The sequence below is a fragment of the Chthoniobacter flavus Ellin428 genome (genome assembly GCF_000173075.1).
Lineage (GTDB): Bacteria > Verrucomicrobiota > Verrucomicrobiia > Chthoniobacterales > Chthoniobacteraceae > Chthoniobacter > Chthoniobacter flavus.
In genome coordinates this window covers 121662-142132 of record NZ_ABVL01000008.1, presented here as the reverse complement: position 1 = coordinate 142132, position 20471 = coordinate 121662, and the positions used below count along the sequence as shown (strand labels likewise).

The window sequence follows — 20471 nt, the reverse complement described above, 5'->3', positions numbered from 1 at the left end:
TTCACCCTTTGTGGCGCACTTTGCAGCGCGTCGGCATTCTGCGGCTGGGACGCCTTGCCCAATACCCGCCGAGGGAGTTGAAGCGCGAAGTATTTCCACCCTCGGCGCTCGCCCCGGAGGGTCTGCCGAGCCTGGCCATCGTCGTCCCGTCTTATCAGCAGGCGGATTTCCTGGATTGCACACTGGAGTCCATTTTTTCCCAGGGCTACCCGCGCCTGACCGTGGCGGTGCAGGACGGCGGGTCGCGGGACGGCACCGCCGCGGTGCTGGAGAAATATGCCCCGCAATTATCGAGCTGCGTTTCCCAGCCGGACGGGGGGCAGGCCGACGCCATCGTCAAAGGCTTCGTCAAGGTCGCTGGGGATATCATGGCGTGGCTCAACGCCGACGATTTGCTAATGCCAGGCACCTTGCAGTTTGTCGGTGAATTCTTTGCGACGCATCCGGAAGTGGATGTCATTTACGGACATCGCGTCCTCGTGGATGAACTGGGACGGGAGATCGGACGCTGGATTTTGCCGCCGCACGATGCCGAAACGTTACGCCGGATCGACTATGTGCCCCAGGAAACGCTCTTTTGGCGAAAGTCGCTCTGGGAAAAAGCGGGCGGCGTGAACCCGCGATTTCATTTCGCGCTCGATTGGGATTTGCTCCTGCGCTTCCACCGGGCCGGCGCGACGATTTGCCGGCTGCCTTATTTTCTCGGCTGCTTCCGCGTGCACGGTGCGCAGAAGACGCAGGCACAGAAGTCCACGGGGCGGGAGGAAATTCATGAACTTCAGATCCGGGAGCATGGGCGTGCGATCTCCGCGGACGAACTCGAGTTTTGGTCGCGCAAAACGCAGTTGCGCGGCGCCTGGTGCGCAGGCCTGCTGCGCTGCGGAATCCGTCGCTGACCTTTCTTCATGAGCGGAATCTTGCCCAAAATCACGGTTGTCACCCCGTCGTACAACCAGGCGGCTTTTCTGGAGACCACGATCCAAAGTGTACTCGGGCAGTTCTACCCGAACCTCGAGTATATCATCATGGATGGGGGCAGTAACGACGGCAGCGTAGACGTGATCCGGCGTTACGAGAAACATCTCACCTATTGGGTCTCGCAAAAGGATGGCGGCCAGGCGGAGGCCATCAACGCGGGGTTTGCGCGCGCCACGGGAGATATCCTGTGCTGGCTGAACAGCGATGATTTCTATCTGCCCGGCACGCTGCGCCGCATCGGCGAATTGCTGGCGCCCGAGGTGCAAAAACCCGCGCTGGTTTACGGCGGGACGCTCTTTTTTCGCGAGAATAGCAACCATACCAAGGTCGCGCGGCCGCATCCGTTCGACGCCGAATTTCTCGGGTTGCAGGACTATATCCTGCAAGCCAGCACCTTTTGGACGAAAGCGCTTTGGCAAACCTGCGGCCCGCTCGACGCCGCCTTGTCGTTTGCCTTCGACTGGGAATGGTTTCTCCGTGCGGCCAGGGTAATCGAATTCACGCGCAGCGAAAACATCCTGTCCGCCTATCGCTTGCACGCCGGGCATAAGTCCGGATCGGGCGGCGAGCGGCGCCGCCGCGAAATTCTCGAGGTTGCCCGCCGGCACTCCACACCGGCCCAAGTGCGTGCCTACGACTTCACTCACGCGCATTGGGAGCAAGTCCAAAGGTGCCTTCGATTGACCAAAGCATTGCAACGGGCACGCGTTCCGTTCGCTTCCTGGTGGGCTCGTTCGATGACTTCACCGCTTCTTTCTCTGCCCAGGGGCGTCGACTATGCGACCTTGGAGATTTGCCGATATATGCTCACTGATATTCAGTAACATGAGTCTGGACGATTCATTTTCGACCAAGTCATTGCGATGGATTCGCCGCTATCCATTGCTTTTGCTCATCATCGGCCATTGCTTCTTTTCACTCGGCATCTGGAACGCCGAAGTGGGTTTCGGCGAGGATACGATTCCAATCAAGCTCGCCCTGGCGCACACGAGTCCCCTGTCGCTAACGCCAAATACTTACAACGATCTCTACACCCTCATTCTGGCCTTTGTTGCTCCGGACCCGATGGTGGCCAGCATCGTCATGCGCTTTCTGGTCTCCTTGTTGACGGCAGTTTCCCTTTACCTGGTCCTTTCTCGTTTTTCGGATTTTCTGAGGATCGAAGCGATTCTCTTTGCCTGTTTCGTCTGGATTGCCTCCCGCCTGTGCGCGCCGATTGTCCAGTTTACGAACGTCAATGGATTCTCATTCTCCGTCATGCTCCTGGGAATCTATTTTTTATTCTCCAAGAGACGAGTGGCCGGATTCCTCGGCTTTACGCTCTTCAGCGTCCTGGCGATGACATTGCGTCCGGAATGGATCGCGCCCTTCTTGTTGATCCTGCTATTTCTCCTGGCCGAGGCGGCATGGAATTGGTTTGCGAACGACGAACGGTTCAACAAAAAAGTCAAGATCGTCGGCACCCTGGCAGCTGGCCTCATCTTGTTAGGCGCCGTTCCCCTTTTCCTGCCGAAAATACGGCCTTTCGCGATGAAGGCCGACAATTATCTGCTTTTGGGCCTGGGACAATGTTACGCGAGTTTTTCGAAAACCGAGCATCCCGAGCAGGTTTTCGATCCAATGACGGAATATCAGGGCGTACTGGATCGCACATTTGGGAATCCCAAGAGCATGGTGGATGCGATCCGAAACAACCCCCATGAGATGATGCGCTACTTCAAGCTGAATACCTTAAGGAATCTTCGGCGGATTCCGGAAGAGTTGCTCAGCACGCGCAGCGGATCGACGGCGGCCTTGATCGCCCGGCCACATTCGTTGCTGCTTTATGGCGTTTTGCTGTTCGGCGGATGGTTTGCTGTTGCGCGACTGCTGCGTCGCGAAATCGGACTCGGAAAAGAAGCGGATCGCGGAGGCGAGGCACCCGCTTCCGGCTATGATTTGGCGAGAAAGGTTGTCATTCTACTCCTCCTATGTTCGGCGTCCTCAGTCGCGATTGTGATGCTCGTTGGATCTCCTCGCTATTGGATCTCCATCGTTCCCATCTTGTATCTATTCCTCGCCCTGTGTTGCGATGCGATCATGAGGAGAGTGTCTTCGCCTCGGTTCGATTTTGCAGTCATCGCGGCGGCGTTCGTCCTGTTCTGCTGGCCTAACTTTCTGTCTATCAAGAAACAAAATCTCGTTGTGCGGGCCATGCGCGACATCGCGCCCCTGGTGCGGCCGCATCCGATGATCGCTGCGCTCTGGGCGGAGCCCCTCGTTGTTTACGGTTTTCGTGGCGAAGCGGAGGGGGTCAGCGCTTGGGATGGTATCAAATCGAATGACATTGCCGCTGGGAGATTTGACATATTGATCCTGGACCGAGGGTTTCGCGCCTCGCGTACTTGGGCGGAACAGGCGCCTTTTTTCCTTCAACTGGAACAGGAGCCGGAGCGTTATGGTTTCGTGAAATTCCAAGTTCGCGATATCGGTCCCAGGGCTGTCTACTATCGCTCCGCCCTCGTGCCTAACGAGATAGATTCGCGATAAGTGAGCATAACGATGGCGTTCTCCGAGCCCCTATCGAGAGCCGGCAAGGCTGAGACTTCGCACCCGAATGAAGGCCGGCGGTTTGTCGTCGTTTGGTGTTTCACGGTGGTTATGGCGGTCCTGATCCTTTACCCGCTGGCGACTTGTTTTCTGATTAATTGGTTTAATGACGGCGGACTTCGTTGGATCAAAGAGATTCGAACCAGAAAATTCCAGATGGCGGAGATGGTTCGCTCCAAGGAAAGGATCTTGATCGCCGGCGGCTCCAGCGGGTTGTTTGGGGTGGATGCGGAACTGCTCGAGAAAAGACTCCGGCGGCCGGTCGTGAATCTGGCTTCGCACGCGGGGCTCGGGTTGCGCTTTCTCCTCGATGACGCCCGGCAGGCGGCCCGACCGGGAGACACTGTCCTCCTCAATATCGAATATGGATTATACGCGTCAGGACCGCTTTTGACCGATATCGAGAGGCCTTACTGTTGGACATACGAGCCGGGGCGACTTTTTCATCTGCCTCTCACTACGCTGCGCCAGCAACTTTATGGCATCCCTTCCTCGGATTACGTACGCTCTTGGAAGCTTTGGAACCTCCGCTTTTCGGGTGGTTTGGAAAGGAGTGAACCTGCGGTGTGGACAGAGTATTCCTTCGTTCAGCTTGGGCCTCGCGGTGATTTTAGGGGAGAGGTTCATCCCACTGCGCCGATCGCAGAGATCTACTTGGAATCCACGCCCGGCCTCAGCTCGACCTCTGCACAACTACTCGAGGATTTCTTTTCCTGGGCCGCTCATCGGGACATTCAAGTGGTCGGCTTATTCCCCCCGGTGGTGCGCGGGCCCAAGGGACCGAAAGCCGCGGCCCCTGTTTTCGAGAGGATTCGGAGTTTTTATCAGGCTCATCATCTCACGGTTTTAGGAGATCCGGATGTGGTGCAGATGCCTCGCGCATTGTTTCTCGATACGAGTTTTCATACCAATAAGGTGGGCCGGCGATTGCATACCGAGATACTGGCGCAGGAACTCCAGGCGCATTTTAACCAGGGGCGTCCCCCTGGCAAACCGGGAATTTTTCTTTTATGCGACCCCTACAGCAAAGCGGGGCCAAAAGACGATTCACTCGAGTTTACCGCTTGCCGTTACCTCTCGATGGCACCGCTACAGCATTCTCTCTGCATGACTCCGGCGCAGGTGCGGGAAATGGTCCAGAAAGGAACCTTATTTTACTACGATGACTCGGGCATCGGCCCGATGTTGCAAGTTCAAGGGTTGCAGAGCGTGGTGGAGAATCGACACACTTCGACCCTCGCCGATTGGGTCAAAATGTACCCGCAGCACATCTTTCTCCTTTCCATTTGCGGGGGCGCCAAGGTGCCCAATTCTTCCTCGGAGCTTCCCGCTTCTTTTTCCAAGTTTTTGAACGATGAGGCGCCGATGCGAGCAGCAATTCTTGGCACAGGTTCGTTTTCCGGCATCAAAAGAATCGCCAGCGGGACGGGGTTCGTCAAAGTGAGACGGAGCACCCGCGTCCGATTGCCGCGAACGGCGCCTTTGGAATACCTGGCGGCCGCCTGGCCGGCTTCCGAGGATCATCCGGACACTCGGCGGCTCATGGTGGAAAGAGAATCCATCCTGGATTCAACGGCCGATGGAGATCTGGCGGTCTGCGTCGTCGACCCGAATCTGGGGATTGTGGTCCAGCGTGATACTTTCCACGATGGGGTGCATGTGGATGAAGAACTCCGGCGCGTGGTAGCTCAATAAAGTGCTTTTTAACAGTTTCATATTCCTTTTCGGCTTTCTGCCGGTGGCGCTTTTGCTCTACTTCGGCATTGCGCGCTTTTGGGGTTCGCAAGCGGCCAACATCTCGCTCGTCGCGATGTCTCTGGTCTTTTACGGTTACTGGGCCTACGCACCCTTCGACGGTCATGGGGCGCCACAAAGGATGTTTGGCTATGTCTGGTTACTATGCGCCAGTACCACCGTAAATTATCTCGTCGGTCGGAGCTTGCAGGCGCGACCCAGACTTTGGCTGCTGGCGGCTGGCGTGGCGGGTAACCTGGCGGTGCTCGGTTACTATAAGTACGCCGGCTTTGCCATTCGTACGGCCGACCATGCTCTCCATGCCAGCCTGTCCATTCCCCAGGTGATTCTGCCGCTGGCCATCTCTTTCTACACGTTTACCCAGATAGCCTTCATCGTGGATGCCTACCGGGGCCTGGCTGCGGAGATGAGCTTTCCTCGCTATGCGCTGTTCGTGTCGTTTTTCCCACACCTGATCGCCCGGGCCAATCGTGCACCACAGCGAGATCATGCCGCAATTCGCCCGGCCTGACGCCAAGCGCTGGCAATTCGGCAACGTCAGCGTTGCGCTCGCCTGGTTAAGTATCGGCCTTTTGAAGAAAGTGGTCATTGCGGACGCCTGCGCGCCGCTGGCCAACACCGTTTTTGGAAAGCCGGAGTTAGCGAGCATGGTGGAGGCGTGGGCCGGCGCCCTGGCTTATTCCATGCAGCTCTATTTCGATTTTTCGGGCTATAGTGACATGGCGATCGGGTTGAGCCTTTTGTTCAATGTCCGTCTGCCGGACAATTTCAACGCACCTTACCGGGCGGAAAGCATCGTGGATTTCTGGCGCCGGTGGCACATGACACTCTCCCGGTTTCTCCGCGACTATCTTTATATTCCCTTGGGAGGAAATCGGCTTGGCTCCGGCCGGCGCTATCTCAATCTCTTTGTCACGATGGCGATCGGTGGCCTCTGGCATGGTGCCGGGTGGACATTTTTGGTCTGGGGGGCCTTTCACGGATTGCTTCTGACCATTTGTCATCTTTGGCATAAGACATCGTGGCGGCTGCCCGTGTGGAGTGGGCGTTCCTTGACCTTCCTGGCGGTGCTTTTGGGATGGGTCATTTTTCGAGCGAGCAGCCTCGAAGAAGCCGGAAATCTGTTTCACAAGATGACGGATCTTTCCAATTTCCGGCTGTATCATTTCAAGACCGGCCTGCAGTTGGAACATCTGGCGGGTTTGTTGGGGTTGCTGTTGTTTGTGAACGTCGCCCCCACGACAAAGCGTTGGATCGAGACCCGGAAATTGGGCACGCCCGAAGCGATCGGGATGGCGCTGCTCTTTTGCCTTTCGCTTTTCTTGATCCGCAATGTCGAATTGCGGTTCGCGAAGAGCGAATTTATCTATTTCCGTTTTTGACCGTTTCGCCTTCGAGGCCCATTCCGTCTCTCTCCTTCATGTCCTGCACGGTTCCTTCAGAGGTTAACAACGGTGAGGTCTGGCCCAGAATATCGGTCGTCACGCCTTCGTATCGACAGGCGCCGTTTCTTGAAACCACCATTCTGAGTGTCCTCGGCCAATGTTATCCCAATCTCGAGTACATCATCATGGATGGCGGCAGTGATGATGGCAGCGTGGAGATCATCCAACGCTACGAAAGCCAGATTGCGCACTGGGAATCGGCTCGGGACAAAGGGCAGTCGGACGCTATCAACCGCGGTTTCGCCCGCGCCACGGGCGACATTCTCTGCTGGCTCAATAGCGACGATTTTTTCCTGCCCGGCACGTTGCGGACGATCGGCCGTCTCCTCGCGGGCTCGGTGGGCCGGGCGGCGCTGCTTTTCGGGAGCTGCGTCTACTTTCGCGAGGCCGATGGTTCGGCCCGCATCCTGCGCGCCCGCGCACATTCCGTGGAGACGCTGCGGGAGACGGATTGCATCTACCAACCCAGCTCCTTTTGGACCAAGACTCTCTGGGAGGTGAATGGGCCGCTCGATGAGGAGCTGCACTTCGGTTTCGACTGGGACTGGTACATTCGCGCTCGGCGGCATTGTGACTTCCTCATGCACGAGGGGATTCTTTCCGCCTATCGTCGGCACGCGGCGCATAAATCCGGCTCCGGCGGCAAGACGCGGCGCGAAGAAATCCTGCGCGTGGTGCGGCGCCACGGATCGGAAGCGCAGATTCGCAGCTACGAATACGCAGAGGCGAAGTACCCGGACTTCGAGCGACGCCAGCGCGTGAACCAGATGTTGCGCCGCTGGCATGTGCCCTACGCGACGCAAGTGAGCGCGTTGCTCACGCCCGGCCTGTGGCAACTGCCCACGGGAGTTTCGCGAGAGACTTTCCGGCGCGCCACGGGGATGTTTTCGTCCACCTGAAATGAGCTTCATTTCATTAGTCACACCTTCGTTCACCAGGGGGCGCTTCCTCGGTGAGACGATCGCATCGGTCATTGGGCAAGACTTTCCCAAGGCTCGAGTATATCGTCATCGATGGCGGCTCACGGATCACAGCCGTGGAGATTCTCGAGACTCACGGGGATCGCCTGGCTTACTGGTGTAGCGAACGGGACGAGGGGCAGTACCATGCCATCAACAAAGGCTTCGCGCGGTCCACGGGTGAAGTGATGGGGTGGCTGAATTCCGATGACAAACATACGCCGTGGACGCTTTCCATCGTCGCGGAAATCTTCGAGACGTTCCCCGAGATCGAGTGGCTGACCACGCTCTTTCCGCTGCGTTGGGACGTCCAGGGCCGCGCCGTCCGGTGCTCGCGGCGGACTGGCTTTAGCCGCACGGCATATATGGCCGGCGAGAATCTGCCGACGGGGGCGTGGTACGCGCCGGGTTGGCTGCAGCAGGAATCGACTTTCTGGCGGCGCTCGCTGTGGGAACGTGCGGGGAGCCGGCTCGACACCAGTTGGAAAATCGCCGCGGATTTCGAGCTGTGGATGCGCTTTTTCCAGCACGCCGAATTGTACGCGGTCGATACTCCGCTGGCCGGCTTTCGCCAGCATGGGGATCAAAAAACCAATCAGCTCAAGAATGAATATCAGCGCGAGGCGATGGACATTCTGCGCGGCGCCGGGGGCGCCACGCCGGGTTACGTGAAGAGCTCTTTGCGCTCGGCCGCAGCGCGGCTTTGCCCGGATTTCCTGCGCCCAGTGGCTGGAAAGTTGGGGCTGATGCATCCGTGCAAGCTCTGTCTGCGAAGGCGGGATGAAAGCGGCTGGCGGATCGCATCGCAACTGCACTGAACCTCATGGACCTCGGCATTTTAAAAAAGCTCATTCCGACCAAGCCCGTGGCAACGCTGGCGATCAACATGCGATCCACCTCCGGTCCGTGGGGCGGGAGCAGCACGTTCGTCACGCAACTGCGGACGTTTCTGCGCGCGCGCGGATGGCGCGTGACCTATCGCCTCAGTCCCGAGGTCGATGCGATCTTTCTCATCGATCCACGGGATGATCTGCAACTCAAGGCTTTCGGGATGCCGGAGATCATCGAGCATCGGAAAAAATATCCGCATGTGCGGGTGGTCCATCGGGTGAACGAATGCGACCAGCGCAAGGGCACGAGCTTCATGGATCCCTTGCTGGCGAAGGCGAGCGAGCACGTCGACTTTACCATCTTCATTGCCGAATGGTTGCGCGATTACCACGCGCAGCGGTGGTTTGATGTGCAGCGTCCGCATGCGGTGATTTACAACGGCGCCGACTCGGGCGTCTTTCATCCCATCGGCCAGCGTCCCTGGAAGGCGGGTGAACCGCTCCGCATCGTCACCCATCATTGGTCGGATAACCCGCTCAAGGGGTTCGACGTTTACGAAGAGGTCGACCGCCTGATCACGGAAGGGAAACTGCTGGGCTTCGAGTTGTGGATCATTGGCCGCTGGCCGAAACACATTCAGTGGAAGAGCGCGCGCACGTTTCCGCCGCTCGCCGGCCACGCTCTCGCGGAGCAATTGCGGCAATGTCATTTGTATCTTACCGGAACGCGTTGGGAGCCCTGCGGCATGCACCATGTCGAGGGCGCGCAATGCGGTCTGCCGCTGGTGTATCACGAGGATGGCGGCGGAGTGGTCGAGGCCGGCCTGCGTTACGGCGTCGGCTTTCGGGCGAATGTTGCGGAGGCGCTGATGTCTGCGCGCGATCGTTATGCCGCGCTTCATGAGCAAGTGCTGGAGCGGATTCCCTCCGGAGATCGGATGGTCTTGAGCTACGCGGAGATCTTGCAGCGCATGCTGGCGGAGAGGAGCGCGGCTTCGTAATGGCAGACGCAAAAATCATCGGCATTACTCTCGTGCGCAATGAAGACATCTTCGTCGAGCGCGCGGTACGCAATGTCATCGACTTCTGCGATCGCCTGATCATCGCGGACAACTATTCGACGGATGAAACCTTCGAGATCGTCTCGAAACTGGCCGCCGAATTTCCGAACAAGATCGAGCTGCACCGCATTACGGACACTCGCGAATCGCATTTCCTGATCAGTGGTTTTGCCGGTTCGAAGACCTGGATTTTTGCCGTTGATGGAGACGAGGTTTACGATCCCGTTGGGCTGCCTCGTTTGCGGGAAGAGTTGCTCCGCGGCGACTACGATGACTGGTGGATCGTCTTCGGGAATGTCCTGGAACTGCACGGCGGTCGATTCCCTGGCCGCAACAGCGACCGGCTACCTGGCGCCGCCGTGCCGCAGCATGACCAAGCTTTTCAATTTCCATTTGATTGAAAGTTGGGACGGCGCCGTGACGCATGTGATGGCGAATGGCACGATCAAATTCAAACCGGGCCACGACGCTTCACGCCGCCTGGATTTGCACAAGCAATTCTCCTGGGACGCCTCGCACTATCGTTGTCTGCACACCTGCTTCGTGCCGCGAAGCTCTCTGGACCAGGGATCAGGATTGGCGCGTCCCAACGTTTCCGAAAATCGCCGCAAGGGTGTAACCACGTTGCTGCGCAAGGCCCTGAACCGTCTCCTGGGCAAACCCAATGTGTCGGATTGGAAAATGGAAAAATATGCGCGCGGTCCGCTCGTGACCGTGGACGTCAGCACATTCTTTCCGAAAGGAACGGGCGCGTGAGCAGGCGGATGTTGGAGGTGGGTTTCGTGATCGACGGCCTGCTCCCGCGATGGCCGCGGGTGTGGCAATGGGTGCGGGGATGCCCGAGTCATTCGGCCGTCGGCGAGATGCGCTTCGGGTGGATTGCGGAGGCCTTGCATGCGGATGCGGCGGCGCCGGTGCGTTATAGTCTCTACCGGCCGTGGAAAAGTTACGACGCGGTCATCTTCCTCAAGTCGATGAACGCCGAATCGCTGCGGCTCGCCGAATCGCTGCGGGCCCGAGGGACGCGCATCTTTTTCGATGTGAATGTCGACTACTTCACGCTTGCGGAAGGGACTTTTTATTATCGCGGCATGGCGCCCACCGCGGAGCAGACGGCGAATGCGCAACGCATGGCAGCGCTTTCCCATGCCCTGATCGCCGACTCCAGCCACCTCGCGAAAATCTGCGGCCAGCATCACTCGTGTGTGCAATGGATTTCCGACGACGTCGACACGCGGCTGGCGGGCTACTCGCCCTGGAAGCGCGACGGCAAACTCAACCTGCTCTGGAGCGGGGAATCGGTGAAGTTATTCGAGTTGTTGCGGATCGAAGCGACACTGCGGAAATACGCATCGCACATCCGGGTGATCATGGTGACCAACGAACTCGCGGCTCTCGACCGTTGGTTCGATCCGTGGAAGAGCCGTTTTCAGGATCTGCTGAAGGCCGTCGAACACGAAGTGGTTCCGTTTCGTTCGGTGCGAAGCCTCATGCAGTTTTACACCGCAGTCGGCGGTGTTTTCATCTCCCCGCGCTTTCTCGATAACTCCTACAATTGGGGTCACACTGAATGGAAAATCACGCTGCCGATGGCCTGTGGTCGCGTGGCTCTCGGAAGTCCGCTGCCGAGTTATCGTGATGTTTCGGAGCGCTCTGGCGGTTTGGGGTTGCGCCTCTGTGAGGACGACGACGATTGGTCCGCGGCGTTCGAGAGCGTGCTCTCCGGGCAATTTGATTTTGCAATGGAAGAGACTGCGTCGCGGGCCGTGGTGGAAAAGCACTACAGCACGCCGGTCGTTGCCGCGGCGCACGCGAAATTTGTCCGGGAGGTTTGTGGAGCTAACTAGCCCGCCAGTAAAGGTCGCCTTTCTTTATATGAAAGGACGGCTGGCTCGTCTCCCCGATGTGGAGCGGGGAGCGGCGCCGACCGAATTCTTTTACGGTGCGATCGAAATGATGCGCCGTGGATTTGACGTGCGGCATTTTGAGATCGATCTCGACCGCCCGGCCACGCTGGGCGACCGTGCGATCGGTCGCCTGTGGCCGCGCGGAGCGCGCCCGGTGAAAATGGACCCGAGCGTGGTCACGCAGGTGCACAGCCTGGCCGCGCAGCTCAATGCCGCGGATTGTCTGGTGGCGACGGGCGGGAACATCGCCTTCGCGCTGGCGGCGCTGGCCCGCCTGGATGTCATCCGCCGTCCGATCATTGGCATTCAGTGCGGTGTCCTGAACTTCAAGCATGGCTATCTGCGGCGCGAGATTTCCGCGGCGCTCTTGAGCCGCATGCACACGTTGCTCTTTGGTGAGGCGGAATTGCTGCCGATGCGGGACTTCTTCCATCTGCCGGAGAGCCGCATCTCGGTGAATCTCTTTGGTGTGGACACGCAATTCTGGCGGCCCGAACCGGCGGTGAAGCGCGATATCGTCTTTTCGATCGGGAATGATGGCCGGCGTGATTTCGCCACGCTGGTGAAAGCGGCGGCGCAGATCGATGCCCCCGTGCACATCATCACCAAGCTGCCTTTGCCGGATGCCCTGCCGCCCAATGTCGTTCACCATCGCGGCTCCTGGCATGGGACCGAACTCGCGGACGAGCGGGTCCGTGAACTCTACCAACGCGCGCGTGCGGTGGTGGTACCGTTGCAAGCGAGCAATCAGCCGTCCGGCCAAAGCGTCACCCTGCAAGCGATGGCCTGCGGAGCGCCGGTGGTGCTGACCGAAACCGAGGGCCTGTGGTCGCGGGAGCAGATGGTCCAGGATCGCAACGTGCTCTTTGTCCAGCCGGGCGATAGCGCGGAATTGGCGGCGCGGGTTCAAGGGTTGATCGTGGACGGTCGAATGATCAAGCGCCTCGGTCGCGCCGGGCGGGAGACGGTGGAGCAATCCGGCAATATCGAATGCTTCGCCGACCGTGTGGCTGAGCAATGCGAGCGGGCCACCGGTCGCAGAGGAAATTCTCGAACGACGCCTCCATTCTGTTAACAGAACGGGCTGACTTCCCGTTACGACCACCTCATGCGGACCACGCCATTGGACCGGTTCCGAAATTACCGCACGCGCGCCCTCGCCGCGCTGCGCATTCCCGGTGCGCCGCTGGATGTGGCCGGCGAGACGGAAACATTGCGCGCCATTCGCGAGCGCTGCGCTTCCATCGCGCGTTACGGCGATGGTGAACTGGAAATCATGATCGGCGGCGCGATCTCCTTTCAGGAACAGGCTCCGGAGCTCGCCTGCCGCTTGCGCCGCATCCTGCGCGAGCCGCGACCGAATTTCCTGATCGGCATTCCCAATTTCGACGCGCTGCAGATCAAGACCGAGGATCGCAAAGGAAGCTGGCAGCGTTATCGGCGAATGTTTTCGCACCTGGTGCGGCGCGGCGCGGAATATCACTCCGCCTTCGTCTCGCGTCCGGCGAGCATCGTCGGGCTGGAATCGGCCGAATATTTTGCAGCGTGGCAGACGGTTTGGGCGGGGCGGGAGATCGTGGTCGTGCACCACACGACGGCGACCGCGGAGCACCCGATGTTTCGCACCGCAGGCAGAGTGAATTTCGAATTCTGCCCGGCGAAAAATGCTTTTCGCGAGTACGCGTCCGTGCTCGAGCGGACCGCGGCGCATTGTTCCCGTCCGGATGTGCTCTTCCTCATCGCCGCCGGTCCGACGGCAGGTGTGCTGGCGTGGGACCTGGCGGAGCGCGGAGCGCAGGCGCTCGACATCGGCCACCTCACCGCGGCCTACGATGAATTCCTGAGAAAACGCTGACCATGTCATCGCTGCTCGACACCATTTTGCCGGCTCGCGTGCGTTCGAAATTCTGGCGCTTGCTCGAATTCCCGGAGCGGAGACGATTTCGGCAACAACTGAGCCGTCTCACGCTCTCGCCGCAGAGAGGAAAACCGATGGTGAATTATGGCGATGCCCTGGCGCCGGATAGCGCCGGGCTCGTGCACGGTGGACGCGTGAAGCTGCTGCATCTCGCCGAGGAATTTCCTGAGATCCGAGCCGATTTCAATCTGCTCTATCTCGTGAGCAGCGCGCCGCCGAAGTTCGCCATCGAGTTGGTGGATTGGGCGAAGGCGCAGGGCGTGAAATTCGTCTGGAATCAAAATGGCGTGGCCTATCCTGCCTGGTATGGAGACCGCGGTGAGGAAATCAACGGGCCGATGCGAGCGCTGCGTGAGCGGGCGGATTACATCTTCAACCAGAGCGCCTTTTGCGAGGCTTGCGCCGGGCGTTTCCTCGGCAAGGTGATCACGCCAGCGGAGATCGCGTTCAATTGCGTGGATATGGCGCACTTCCGTCCGGAGGGGGAAGCGCCGGACACGAAGGTCTGCCAGTTGCTGGCCGCGGGCTCGCATCACGAAAGCTATCGCGTGCTGTCGGTTCTCGAGACCGTGGCGGAATTGCAGCGCCGCAAGTTTCCGGTGCGCTTGCATCTCGCTGGGCGGCTCTTGTGGCCAGGCGCGGAAGCGGAAGTGACGCAAGCGCTACGCGATCTCGGCATCGCGGAACTCGTGCAACGCATTCCGGCCTACAAGCAGGAAGAGGCCCCGGCGATTTATCGGTCGGCGCACATTCTTTTGCATCCGAAATACCAGGATCCTTGTCCGACGGTGCCGATCGAGGCGATGGCGTGCGGTGTCCCGGTCATCGGCTCGGCGAGCGGTGGCATGCCTGAATTGGTTGGGGACGATGGAGGGACGCTGCTCGAGGTGCCGCAGAGCTGGGAAAAGAATTACTGGCCGGCGGCGACTGCCATGGCTGATGCGGTGCAAATGATCATGACCCTATGGCCGTCCTATCGCGCCTCCGCGCGAGTCCGGGCGGTGACGCGTTTCTCGAAAGAGAATTGGCTGGCCCAACATCGGCGGGTGTTTGAGATGCTCGCCGCGGCGTAATGTCGATGACGGCTGCCAGTCCTCTGGTCACAGTCCTTCTGCCGGTGCGCAACGGCAGCGCACACCTGCCGGCCGCGCTGGAAAGCATCTTCGCGCAGACGTTTCGCGACTTCGAATTGCTGGTCATCGATGATGGCTCGACGGACAGCACGCCGGAGATCCTGAGCGCGGTGCAGGATCCGCGATTACGCGTCGTGACGAATCCGCAAAACATCGGGCTCGTTCCGGCGTTGAACCGTGGATTGGAGATGGCACGCGGCGAGTTCGTGGCGCGGCAGGATCATGATGACGTCAGTCTTCCGGAGCGGCTGCAGAAGCAGGTAGATTATTTGCGAACGCATGCGGGTTGCGTACTCGTCGGCACCGAGGCGACGCAGACGGATGGGCAGGGGCGGCGGATGTATCGGTTGCTCCGTCCGCACGGCGCGGAGGACATCCGCTGGTATCTGTGCTTCGACAACGCGTTCATTCACAGCTCAGTGATGTTTCGCCGCGAGGTGGTGCGCCAGGTGTTCGGCGGGTATGCGCCGTCGTTTCATTCCGAGGATTACGCGCTGTGGTCGCGCATTGCGCGGTCGCGGGAGACGGCGAATCTGCCGGAGCCGCTGTTACTTTATCGCGAGCATTCTTCGTCGGTGACGCAGTCGATGTCAGCGGCGGATGAGGTGAGGTTTGAGGAAGCGACCGGCGCGATCCGTCGGGAGAATTTGCGCGCGTTGTTGGGCGGGGAGACGAATGCCGAATTGAATGACATCGAGGAGAGGGCAGCGCGGGTGCTGTCGAGTTATCGGCGGGATTTCAATGCGGCGTCGGTGAATGCTTTTCTCGAGGTGCTCGAGAAATTGCTGGCGTTGAAATTTCGTCCGGGGAATTTCGGTGCGGAGGTGGTACCGGCGGAGTATCGGCGGGTCGTAGGGATGCAACATGCGGAACTGGCTTATCGCACGTTGCCGGTGGCCCGATGGAAGGCGCTCGAGTTGTTCCGGCGCGCGCTGGAGCTTTATCCGGGGCTGGGAGGGATGCTGCCGTGGGTGCGCATCGCCGCGCTCTTTTTGCTCGGAGAAAATGCGCGGAAGCTCGTTCGCCGACTCACGAAAGCGGCGGGCGCATTGGTGTAGAGCGCCCTCAGGCGCGGGGTTTGCGGAAAACGCGGTTGGGCTGAAGCTCCTCGTAGCCCCACTCGCGGAGTTGGCGGCGGAGAGGCTCGAGGTTCGTGCTCACGTGGCCATATTCCGCGGGGTGATCGGCGACATTCGTCCGCAGGAATCCCCCGGGCTGAAGCACCGCATGCATGGCCTGCAGGTAAGGCAGCGGCTCGTGCAAATGCTCAAACACCTCGGTGGCCACACACACTTCGCAAGGCGTGAGTGGCGGAATGGGCGCGATCGGCGTGCAATTCAGGAAAGTGACGGGAAGGCCGGTCTTCTCGCAGAGCCAGACGAGGAACGTCTTGCGAACGGTGGGGATGTCCACGAGCGTCAGGTGCACCTCTTTCTTCTGCTCCCGCAGTTTGAGGGCGAGGCTGCGCGAGACGTGCGCCAGGCCACAGCCGAAATCGAGGATGCGCACCGTGGAGGACGAGGCGAGATTCTGCACGACCGGATGTTCGTCGGGCCAGGGCGGCTCGTAATAGGAGAGCATTCGCAGCAGATGCATCGGCCCGTGAAACTCGTAGGAGGCGAACGACTCCTGCAGCCGGTCATCGTGAAAGACGCGATAGAGGCGATAGGAGAGATCGCAGAATTCGCGGAATTCGTTGCCGCCGTGTCCATGGCGGATGGAATGCCACGAGGCAAGGTAGCGATTACGGCTTTCCTCGAGGGTGATGCCGAGCTGCTCGGCGTTCCACTGGCAAAATAATTCCTGGGTCGCGCTCAGTTTCCGCGGCTCGTCTTCGCCGGCCCAATCGCCCTTTTGCAGACGCCAGATGAGCCCTTCCAGGACCTTTCGTTTGAACTGCTGGAGCGCCTTCACCATCTCACATCCACGAGGGATTCCTGGAAATTCGTATCGATCATGAAAGGGGCGTTCGTCAGCGGCGCTGAGACGCCCGTTCCTATGGATGCCGCCATGGTAAGGCAAGAGAAAAGCAGGCGGCCAGGAGCCGTCTATCTCAGGAGGTCAACACGCGGCGCAACTGCTCACCGATGACCGTAAGCGCGTAGCGTTCGCGGACGCTATGGCGGGCTTGGGCGCCGAGTTGGGTGCGGAGGTCGACGGAATCGCGGAGGCGGAGAAGGAGGGATTCGACGGCGGGGCGATCTTCGAGTTCGAGGAGGAAGCCGTTTCGATTTTCCTCCACCTGTTCCAGCATGCCGCAGGAGGGGTTGACGATCACGGGCAGGCCGGCGGCTTGGGCTTCGAGGACGACGTAGGGAAAAGCGTCGAGGTCGGAAAAGTGCACGAACACATCGTGTTCGGCATAGAGGCCGGCGACGTCGCGGACGAAGCCGGGAAATTGGGCGTGCCCAGCGTGGCGCGCGCGAAAGGTCTCCCACGCAATGCCCGCACCGGCGATGGTGATGGTCATCCCATTGGCGACGAGGAAATCGCCGTAACGATCGAGAAAGCGCCCGAGCGCGGCGACTTTCTGTGGGTAATTGAAATTCGTCACTGAGAGCAAACGCAGCGGTGAGGCCGGGTGATGAGCACGCGGCGGAAAATGTTCGATGGCCACCGGGATGCGGACGATGGAAGCGCGATCGCGGATCTGCAGGCGCCGGACGATCCAATCGGAGACTGGCACGAAGTGATCCACCGCGGCGAAGAGCGGGCGATCGAGCAGCCACGACACCACAGAACGCAGGAGTTGAGGCCATTCGCGTTGCTCCCAATGGAAGCGGAGTTGGTCGCGTGTTTCGGCAAAGGGGTCGCCGCGCAGGCGCAGGAAGACGCGTGCGCCGTGCATCTTGGCCACGAGGAGAATGAGGCCGAGGAAGACTGAGCTCATGTCGGTGAAGACAACGGCGTCGGGATGGGTGCGGACGAGCTTCCAGACCTCGGGAAGGAAGCGGACGTGGGCGTTGCCGCTGGTGCGCAGGGCCTCCCAGTCGAGCACGGCACAAGTGACGTCGACGGCTTCGAGTGGGCGGACGATTTCGCGTTGGCCGCGTTCGCCGGTGATGATGGCGAGGACGTTAGCCACGGGGAGAAGGAATAAACATCCAACACCCAACATCCAACACCCAACATCCAATCAAGATAGCGCGAACGCCAACACGCTTGCGCCATTGGAAGCCGAGGCTTTGCGAGACGCCCGCGGTGCCATGGGGGCAATTGGGCGTTGGGTGTTGGATGTTGGATGTTCTGCCTTTCATTTGACCGGCTTGTTTTCGATCTCGATCTCGTCGATCCAGCACTTTGCCGCGGCGCGACCGGGAGAGGAGAAACCGAGCCACTTCAAGATCTTCATGTCGGCTTTCTCGAATTTCAGGCCGTCGAAATGCTGCGGCTCTTTGCCGGGCATCGTCAGCGTGCAATCCCAGGTGGAGTCGCTGTCGGGACCGAGTTTAGCCGTGATTTCCACGTGGACCCAGATGTTGGCGGGAAAGGTGGTCAGCGTCTTGCCATTGGCGTGCGCGGCGCCCTTGCTGAAGTTGAGCATCGGGCCGGTGTGGTAGGGCTGGGCATCGTCGCGCCATTCGAAGGTGAGCAGGTAGTCGGGCTCCATGCGGACATCGAAGGCCGTGCGGGTGAGGCCGTGGTCGTGGCCGGGGTTGTAGTAGAAGTGCGGCTGGTAAGCGGGCTCGATGTCCGGCCCGTCGGTCAGTTGGAGACAACGCTGCCCCTTGCTCGGTTGGGTGGCGACGACCTGGATCGCGCCCGCTTTCTTCATGGTCATGCGGGCACGGGCGGGCGGGGCACCGACCGGCGTGTTCTCGAATCCGTCGTGCAAGACCAGCGGCGGCGTCTTCGGTTTCAGGCCGAATTTCATCGGCGGAAATTCCTCGGCGGCGAGTTGGCGCCATGCGCTATCGCCAGTGACCCCGGCTTGTTTTCCAGTCGAAAGGGAAGGGAAAGCGATCTTTTTTCGCGGGGCGATTCCGGTTTCATTGTCCAGTCGCCTTTCTCCGGCGCGACGAACAACGGGTCGGCCACGAGTGAGCCGGTGTCGCGTCCCATGAATTGCCAGTCCGCCCACGACTTGCCGGCGAAATCGGGAATGGGACCGCCGGGCTTCCAATAGACGTTGTCCGCGAGGAAGACGCGGCCGTCGTCCCAGTTTTTGTCGACGTGGGCGAAGAGTCGTCCCTCGCCCATGAGGACGATGTTGTGCTCGAAGGCGAAGGCGAGAAATTCCTCGGGCCGGCTGCGGCGCACGTGCTCCTCCGCGCAATAGGCGATGATGTTATTGCGGATGATATTCCCCCGCCCGTAGTGCTGATGATACCCCGCGTCCTGCGTGTGATGGACGAGGTTGTTTTCCCAAACGATGCCGGTGGAACCTTCGTCGTTGTACATCCCCCAGCCGCCGTAGCTGCCGCAGCCGATGTCGTGGAAATGGCAGCCGCGAATGATCGTGCCGGGTTGCGGGCCGAGCGTATAGACGGCGCCCATGTCGCTGAGCACCGCCCAGCCGAGATGATGAATGTGGCAATTCTCGACGACGTTGCGCGCGCAAGGCGTGGGCTTGTAGCCCCACGTCCAGCCGATGCTCACGCCGGAGTAAAAGAAATCCGCGATGTCGCAGTGCCGAATCGTGCAATCGCTGGCGTGAAAGAGGAGCACGCCGACGGAGCTGAGGAAATAGCGGCCGCCGGTGTGGATGATGCAGTTATCGATGGTGACGAAACTGGTGTGATTGCGCTCGTCGGTGACGTGCGGTTCGCCCACTTTCACGCCGCCGCCGCCGAGATCGTGCAGCCAGCATTGGCGCAGGGTGATGTCGCGGCAGCCACGATGAAACCACAGCGTGTGGGTCATCGTGTGGGTGAACTCGCATTGCTCGAAGCTCACGTTGCGCAAGCCATCGGCCTCGATGGCCGCGCCGAGCGGTTCCTCGGCCTGATGATAGCCGGCGCCGGTCTCGGGCAGCGTGTAGGCCTGATGCTCGAACTTGAGCCCACGGAAATGGAGGTCGTGGACGAGCGCGTCGTCTTTCGCCGGGTCGCCTTTGAAGAGCAGCCATTGCGATGCGACGGGAGCCCAGGCGTCGACGGTCTCGGGCTTCTCATCGGCGCGCGGCTTGTAGTAGAGCGTGCCGTTGCGCGCGAGGAACCAATCGCCGGGATCGGTCACCGCGGCGCGCAGGTTTTCGAAATAGAGACGGTGAAACGGCTCGAGAGAGAAGAAATTGCGGCTGCCGCCGGTGAACTGCAGAGTGCCGTCCTCGACGCGCACGCTGGCGATACGATGGCGCGTTTCGCTCCAGGAGTGGAGGACGACGACATTGACATCGTGCAATTCCTCCGGGCTCAAGCCGCGCAGGATTTCCGCATCCTTCGGCGCGACCTGAAGCATGGTCTGTTGCGGCGGACCGGCGAGCTTGATGCCCGGCAGCGCTTCCAGCGGCTGGCCGGTGGCCTGCATGTAATCCTCCTTCGGCGTGCGCGCGCGGGTGGCGCGGCGGCCATTGATCCAGAGCGCTTCGAAGGTGGTGCCAGGTTCGACGTGGGCCGTCCACAGGCCATCCTCGCCAGCTTTCCATCCGGTGATTTTTTTGCCACCAGTGAAGACCGGTTTCGCGCCGGGAGCGGCTTCGTAGGTGACGCCGCTGTCCTGCGGTTCGAAGAGGACAGGCTCGGTGAGCGAGTAGGTGCCATCGGCGATGCGGACGGTGATGGGTTCCTTCGCGTCTTTGGCATGCGCCTGGCGGGCGGCGTCGCGCGCCGCGGTGAGATTGGGAATGTCGGTGCCGGGCTTGAGGTCGAGCGTGAGAGCGTGAGCGGACGCGAGGCTGGCGAGCAGCAGGACGAAGGAAACTGGGCGCATGGGTCGGAGGGCGATCTTACGGAGC

Annotated in this window: 20 protein-coding genes; 16 read left to right on the top strand and 4 right to left on the bottom strand. The window is 60.2% G+C overall.

The window, feature by feature from the left end:
- Positions 1 to 8 precede the first annotated feature (8 nt).
- Genes CFE428DRAFT_RS14925 through CFE428DRAFT_RS33695 form a run of 16 tightly spaced genes read left to right on the top strand, consistent with a single transcriptional unit; the run spans position 9 to position 15633 of the window.
- Positions 9 to 896, top strand: coding sequence for a glycosyltransferase family 2 protein (locus CFE428DRAFT_RS14925; protein ID WP_202797433.1), 888 nt, complete (start codon positions 9 to 11; stop codon positions 894 to 896).
- 9 nt (positions 897 to 905) lie between these two features.
- Positions 906 to 1802: a glycosyltransferase family 2 protein gene (locus tag CFE428DRAFT_RS33715; RefSeq protein ID WP_006980405.1), complete on the top strand. Its 897-nt coding sequence runs from the start codon at positions 906 to 908 to the stop codon at positions 1800 to 1802.
- Between the two features lies 1 nt (position 1803).
- A complete protein-coding gene (locus CFE428DRAFT_RS14915) occupies positions 1804 to 3507 on the top strand; it encodes a hypothetical protein (RefSeq protein WP_006980404.1) in 1704 nt (567 codons plus the stop codon).
- Between the two features lie 12 nt (positions 3508 to 3519).
- On the top strand, positions 3520 to 5262 hold the full coding sequence (locus tag CFE428DRAFT_RS14910) for a hypothetical protein (RefSeq protein ID WP_006980403.1): 1743 nt from the start codon (positions 3520 to 3522) through the stop codon (positions 5260 to 5262).
- Position 5263: 1 nt separating this feature from the next.
- Positions 5264 to 5833, top strand: coding sequence for an MBOAT family O-acyltransferase (locus tag CFE428DRAFT_RS36650; protein ID WP_006980402.1), 570 nt, complete (start codon positions 5264 to 5266; stop codon positions 5831 to 5833).
- A complete protein-coding gene (locus tag CFE428DRAFT_RS36645) occupies positions 5811 to 6704 on the top strand; it encodes an MBOAT family O-acyltransferase (RefSeq protein WP_006980401.1) in 894 nt (297 codons plus the stop codon). Before CFE428DRAFT_RS36650 ends, CFE428DRAFT_RS36645 begins: the two co-directional genes overlap by 23 nt.
- A gap of 38 nt (positions 6705 to 6742) precedes the next feature.
- Positions 6743 to 7666 (top strand): glycosyltransferase family 2 protein, encoded by a 924-nt coding sequence (locus tag CFE428DRAFT_RS33700; protein WP_006980400.1) that lies wholly within the window; start codon positions 6743 to 6745, stop codon positions 7664 to 7666.
- Positions 7667 to 7719: 53 nt separating this feature from the next.
- On the top strand, positions 7720 to 8544 hold the full coding sequence (locus CFE428DRAFT_RS14895; RefSeq protein WP_083805162.1) for a glycosyltransferase family 2 protein: 825 nt from the start codon (positions 7720 to 7722) through the stop codon (positions 8542 to 8544).
- Positions 8545 to 8549: 5 nt separating this feature from the next.
- On the top strand, positions 8550 to 9557 hold the full coding sequence (locus CFE428DRAFT_RS14890) for a glycosyltransferase family protein (protein ID WP_006980398.1): 1008 nt from the start codon (positions 8550 to 8552) through the stop codon (positions 9555 to 9557).
- A complete protein-coding gene (locus CFE428DRAFT_RS14885) occupies positions 9557 to 10018 on the top strand; it encodes a glycosyltransferase (RefSeq protein ID WP_006980397.1) in 462 nt (153 codons plus the stop codon). The genes CFE428DRAFT_RS14890 and CFE428DRAFT_RS14885 overlap by 1 nt, the downstream gene beginning before the upstream one ends.
- A complete protein-coding gene (locus CFE428DRAFT_RS14880) occupies positions 10011 to 10373 on the top strand; it encodes a hypothetical protein (protein ID WP_042725032.1) in 363 nt (120 codons plus the stop codon). Before CFE428DRAFT_RS14885 ends, CFE428DRAFT_RS14880 begins: the two co-directional genes overlap by 8 nt.
- On the top strand, positions 10370 to 11464 hold the full coding sequence (locus CFE428DRAFT_RS37355) for a hypothetical protein (protein WP_157447521.1): 1095 nt from the start codon (positions 10370 to 10372) through the stop codon (positions 11462 to 11464). The genes CFE428DRAFT_RS14880 and CFE428DRAFT_RS37355 overlap by 4 nt, the downstream gene beginning before the upstream one ends.
- Before the next feature lie 28 nt (positions 11465 to 11492).
- Complete coding sequence (locus CFE428DRAFT_RS14870; RefSeq protein WP_006980394.1) at positions 11493 to 12599, top strand: glycosyltransferase family 4 protein; 1107 nt, start codon at positions 11493 to 11495, stop codon at positions 12597 to 12599.
- A 33-nt stretch (positions 12600 to 12632) separates the two neighbouring features.
- Entirely contained in the window at positions 12633 to 13379 is a 747-nt protein-coding gene (locus tag CFE428DRAFT_RS14865) for a GT-D fold domain-containing glycosyltransferase (protein ID WP_006980393.1), read from the top strand.
- Positions 13380 to 13381: 2 nt separating this feature from the next.
- Positions 13382 to 14515, top strand: a complete 1134-nt coding sequence (locus CFE428DRAFT_RS14860) for a glycosyltransferase family 4 protein (RefSeq protein ID WP_006980392.1) — start codon at positions 13382 to 13384, stop codon at positions 14513 to 14515.
- Complete coding sequence (locus tag CFE428DRAFT_RS33695) at positions 14515 to 15633, top strand: glycosyltransferase family 2 protein (protein WP_006980391.1); 1119 nt, start codon at positions 14515 to 14517, stop codon at positions 15631 to 15633. Before CFE428DRAFT_RS14860 ends, CFE428DRAFT_RS33695 begins: the two co-directional genes overlap by 1 nt.
- Before the next feature lie 7 nt (positions 15634 to 15640).
- Here the strand turns inward: CFE428DRAFT_RS33695 and CFE428DRAFT_RS14850 are convergent, their stop codons facing one another.
- The 4 genes from CFE428DRAFT_RS14850 to CFE428DRAFT_RS14840 form a co-directional block, all read right to left on the bottom strand.
- Complete coding sequence (locus tag CFE428DRAFT_RS14850) at positions 15641 to 16492, bottom strand: class I SAM-dependent methyltransferase (RefSeq protein ID WP_006980390.1); 852 nt, start codon at positions 16490 to 16492, stop codon at positions 15641 to 15643.
- Between the two features lie 136 nt (positions 16493 to 16628).
- Positions 16629 to 17660 carry a glycosyltransferase family 4 protein gene (locus tag CFE428DRAFT_RS14845; protein WP_042725031.1) on the bottom strand — a complete coding sequence of 344 codons (1032 nt, stop codon included), beginning with the start codon at positions 17658 to 17660 and terminating at the stop codon, positions 16629 to 16631.
- Positions 17661 to 17828: 168 nt separating this feature from the next.
- Positions 17829 to 18449 (bottom strand): hypothetical protein, encoded by a 621-nt coding sequence (locus CFE428DRAFT_RS33690; RefSeq protein ID WP_006980387.1) that lies wholly within the window; start codon positions 18447 to 18449, stop codon positions 17829 to 17831.
- The gene (locus CFE428DRAFT_RS14840) at positions 18446 to 20446 is read right to left on the bottom strand and encodes a right-handed parallel beta-helix repeat-containing protein (RefSeq protein ID WP_006980386.1); all 2001 of its coding nucleotides are present in this window, start codon (positions 20444 to 20446) and stop codon (positions 18446 to 18448) included. The genes CFE428DRAFT_RS33690 and CFE428DRAFT_RS14840 overlap by 4 nt, the downstream gene beginning before the upstream one ends.
- Between the last annotated feature and the right edge of the window lie 25 nt (positions 20447 to 20471).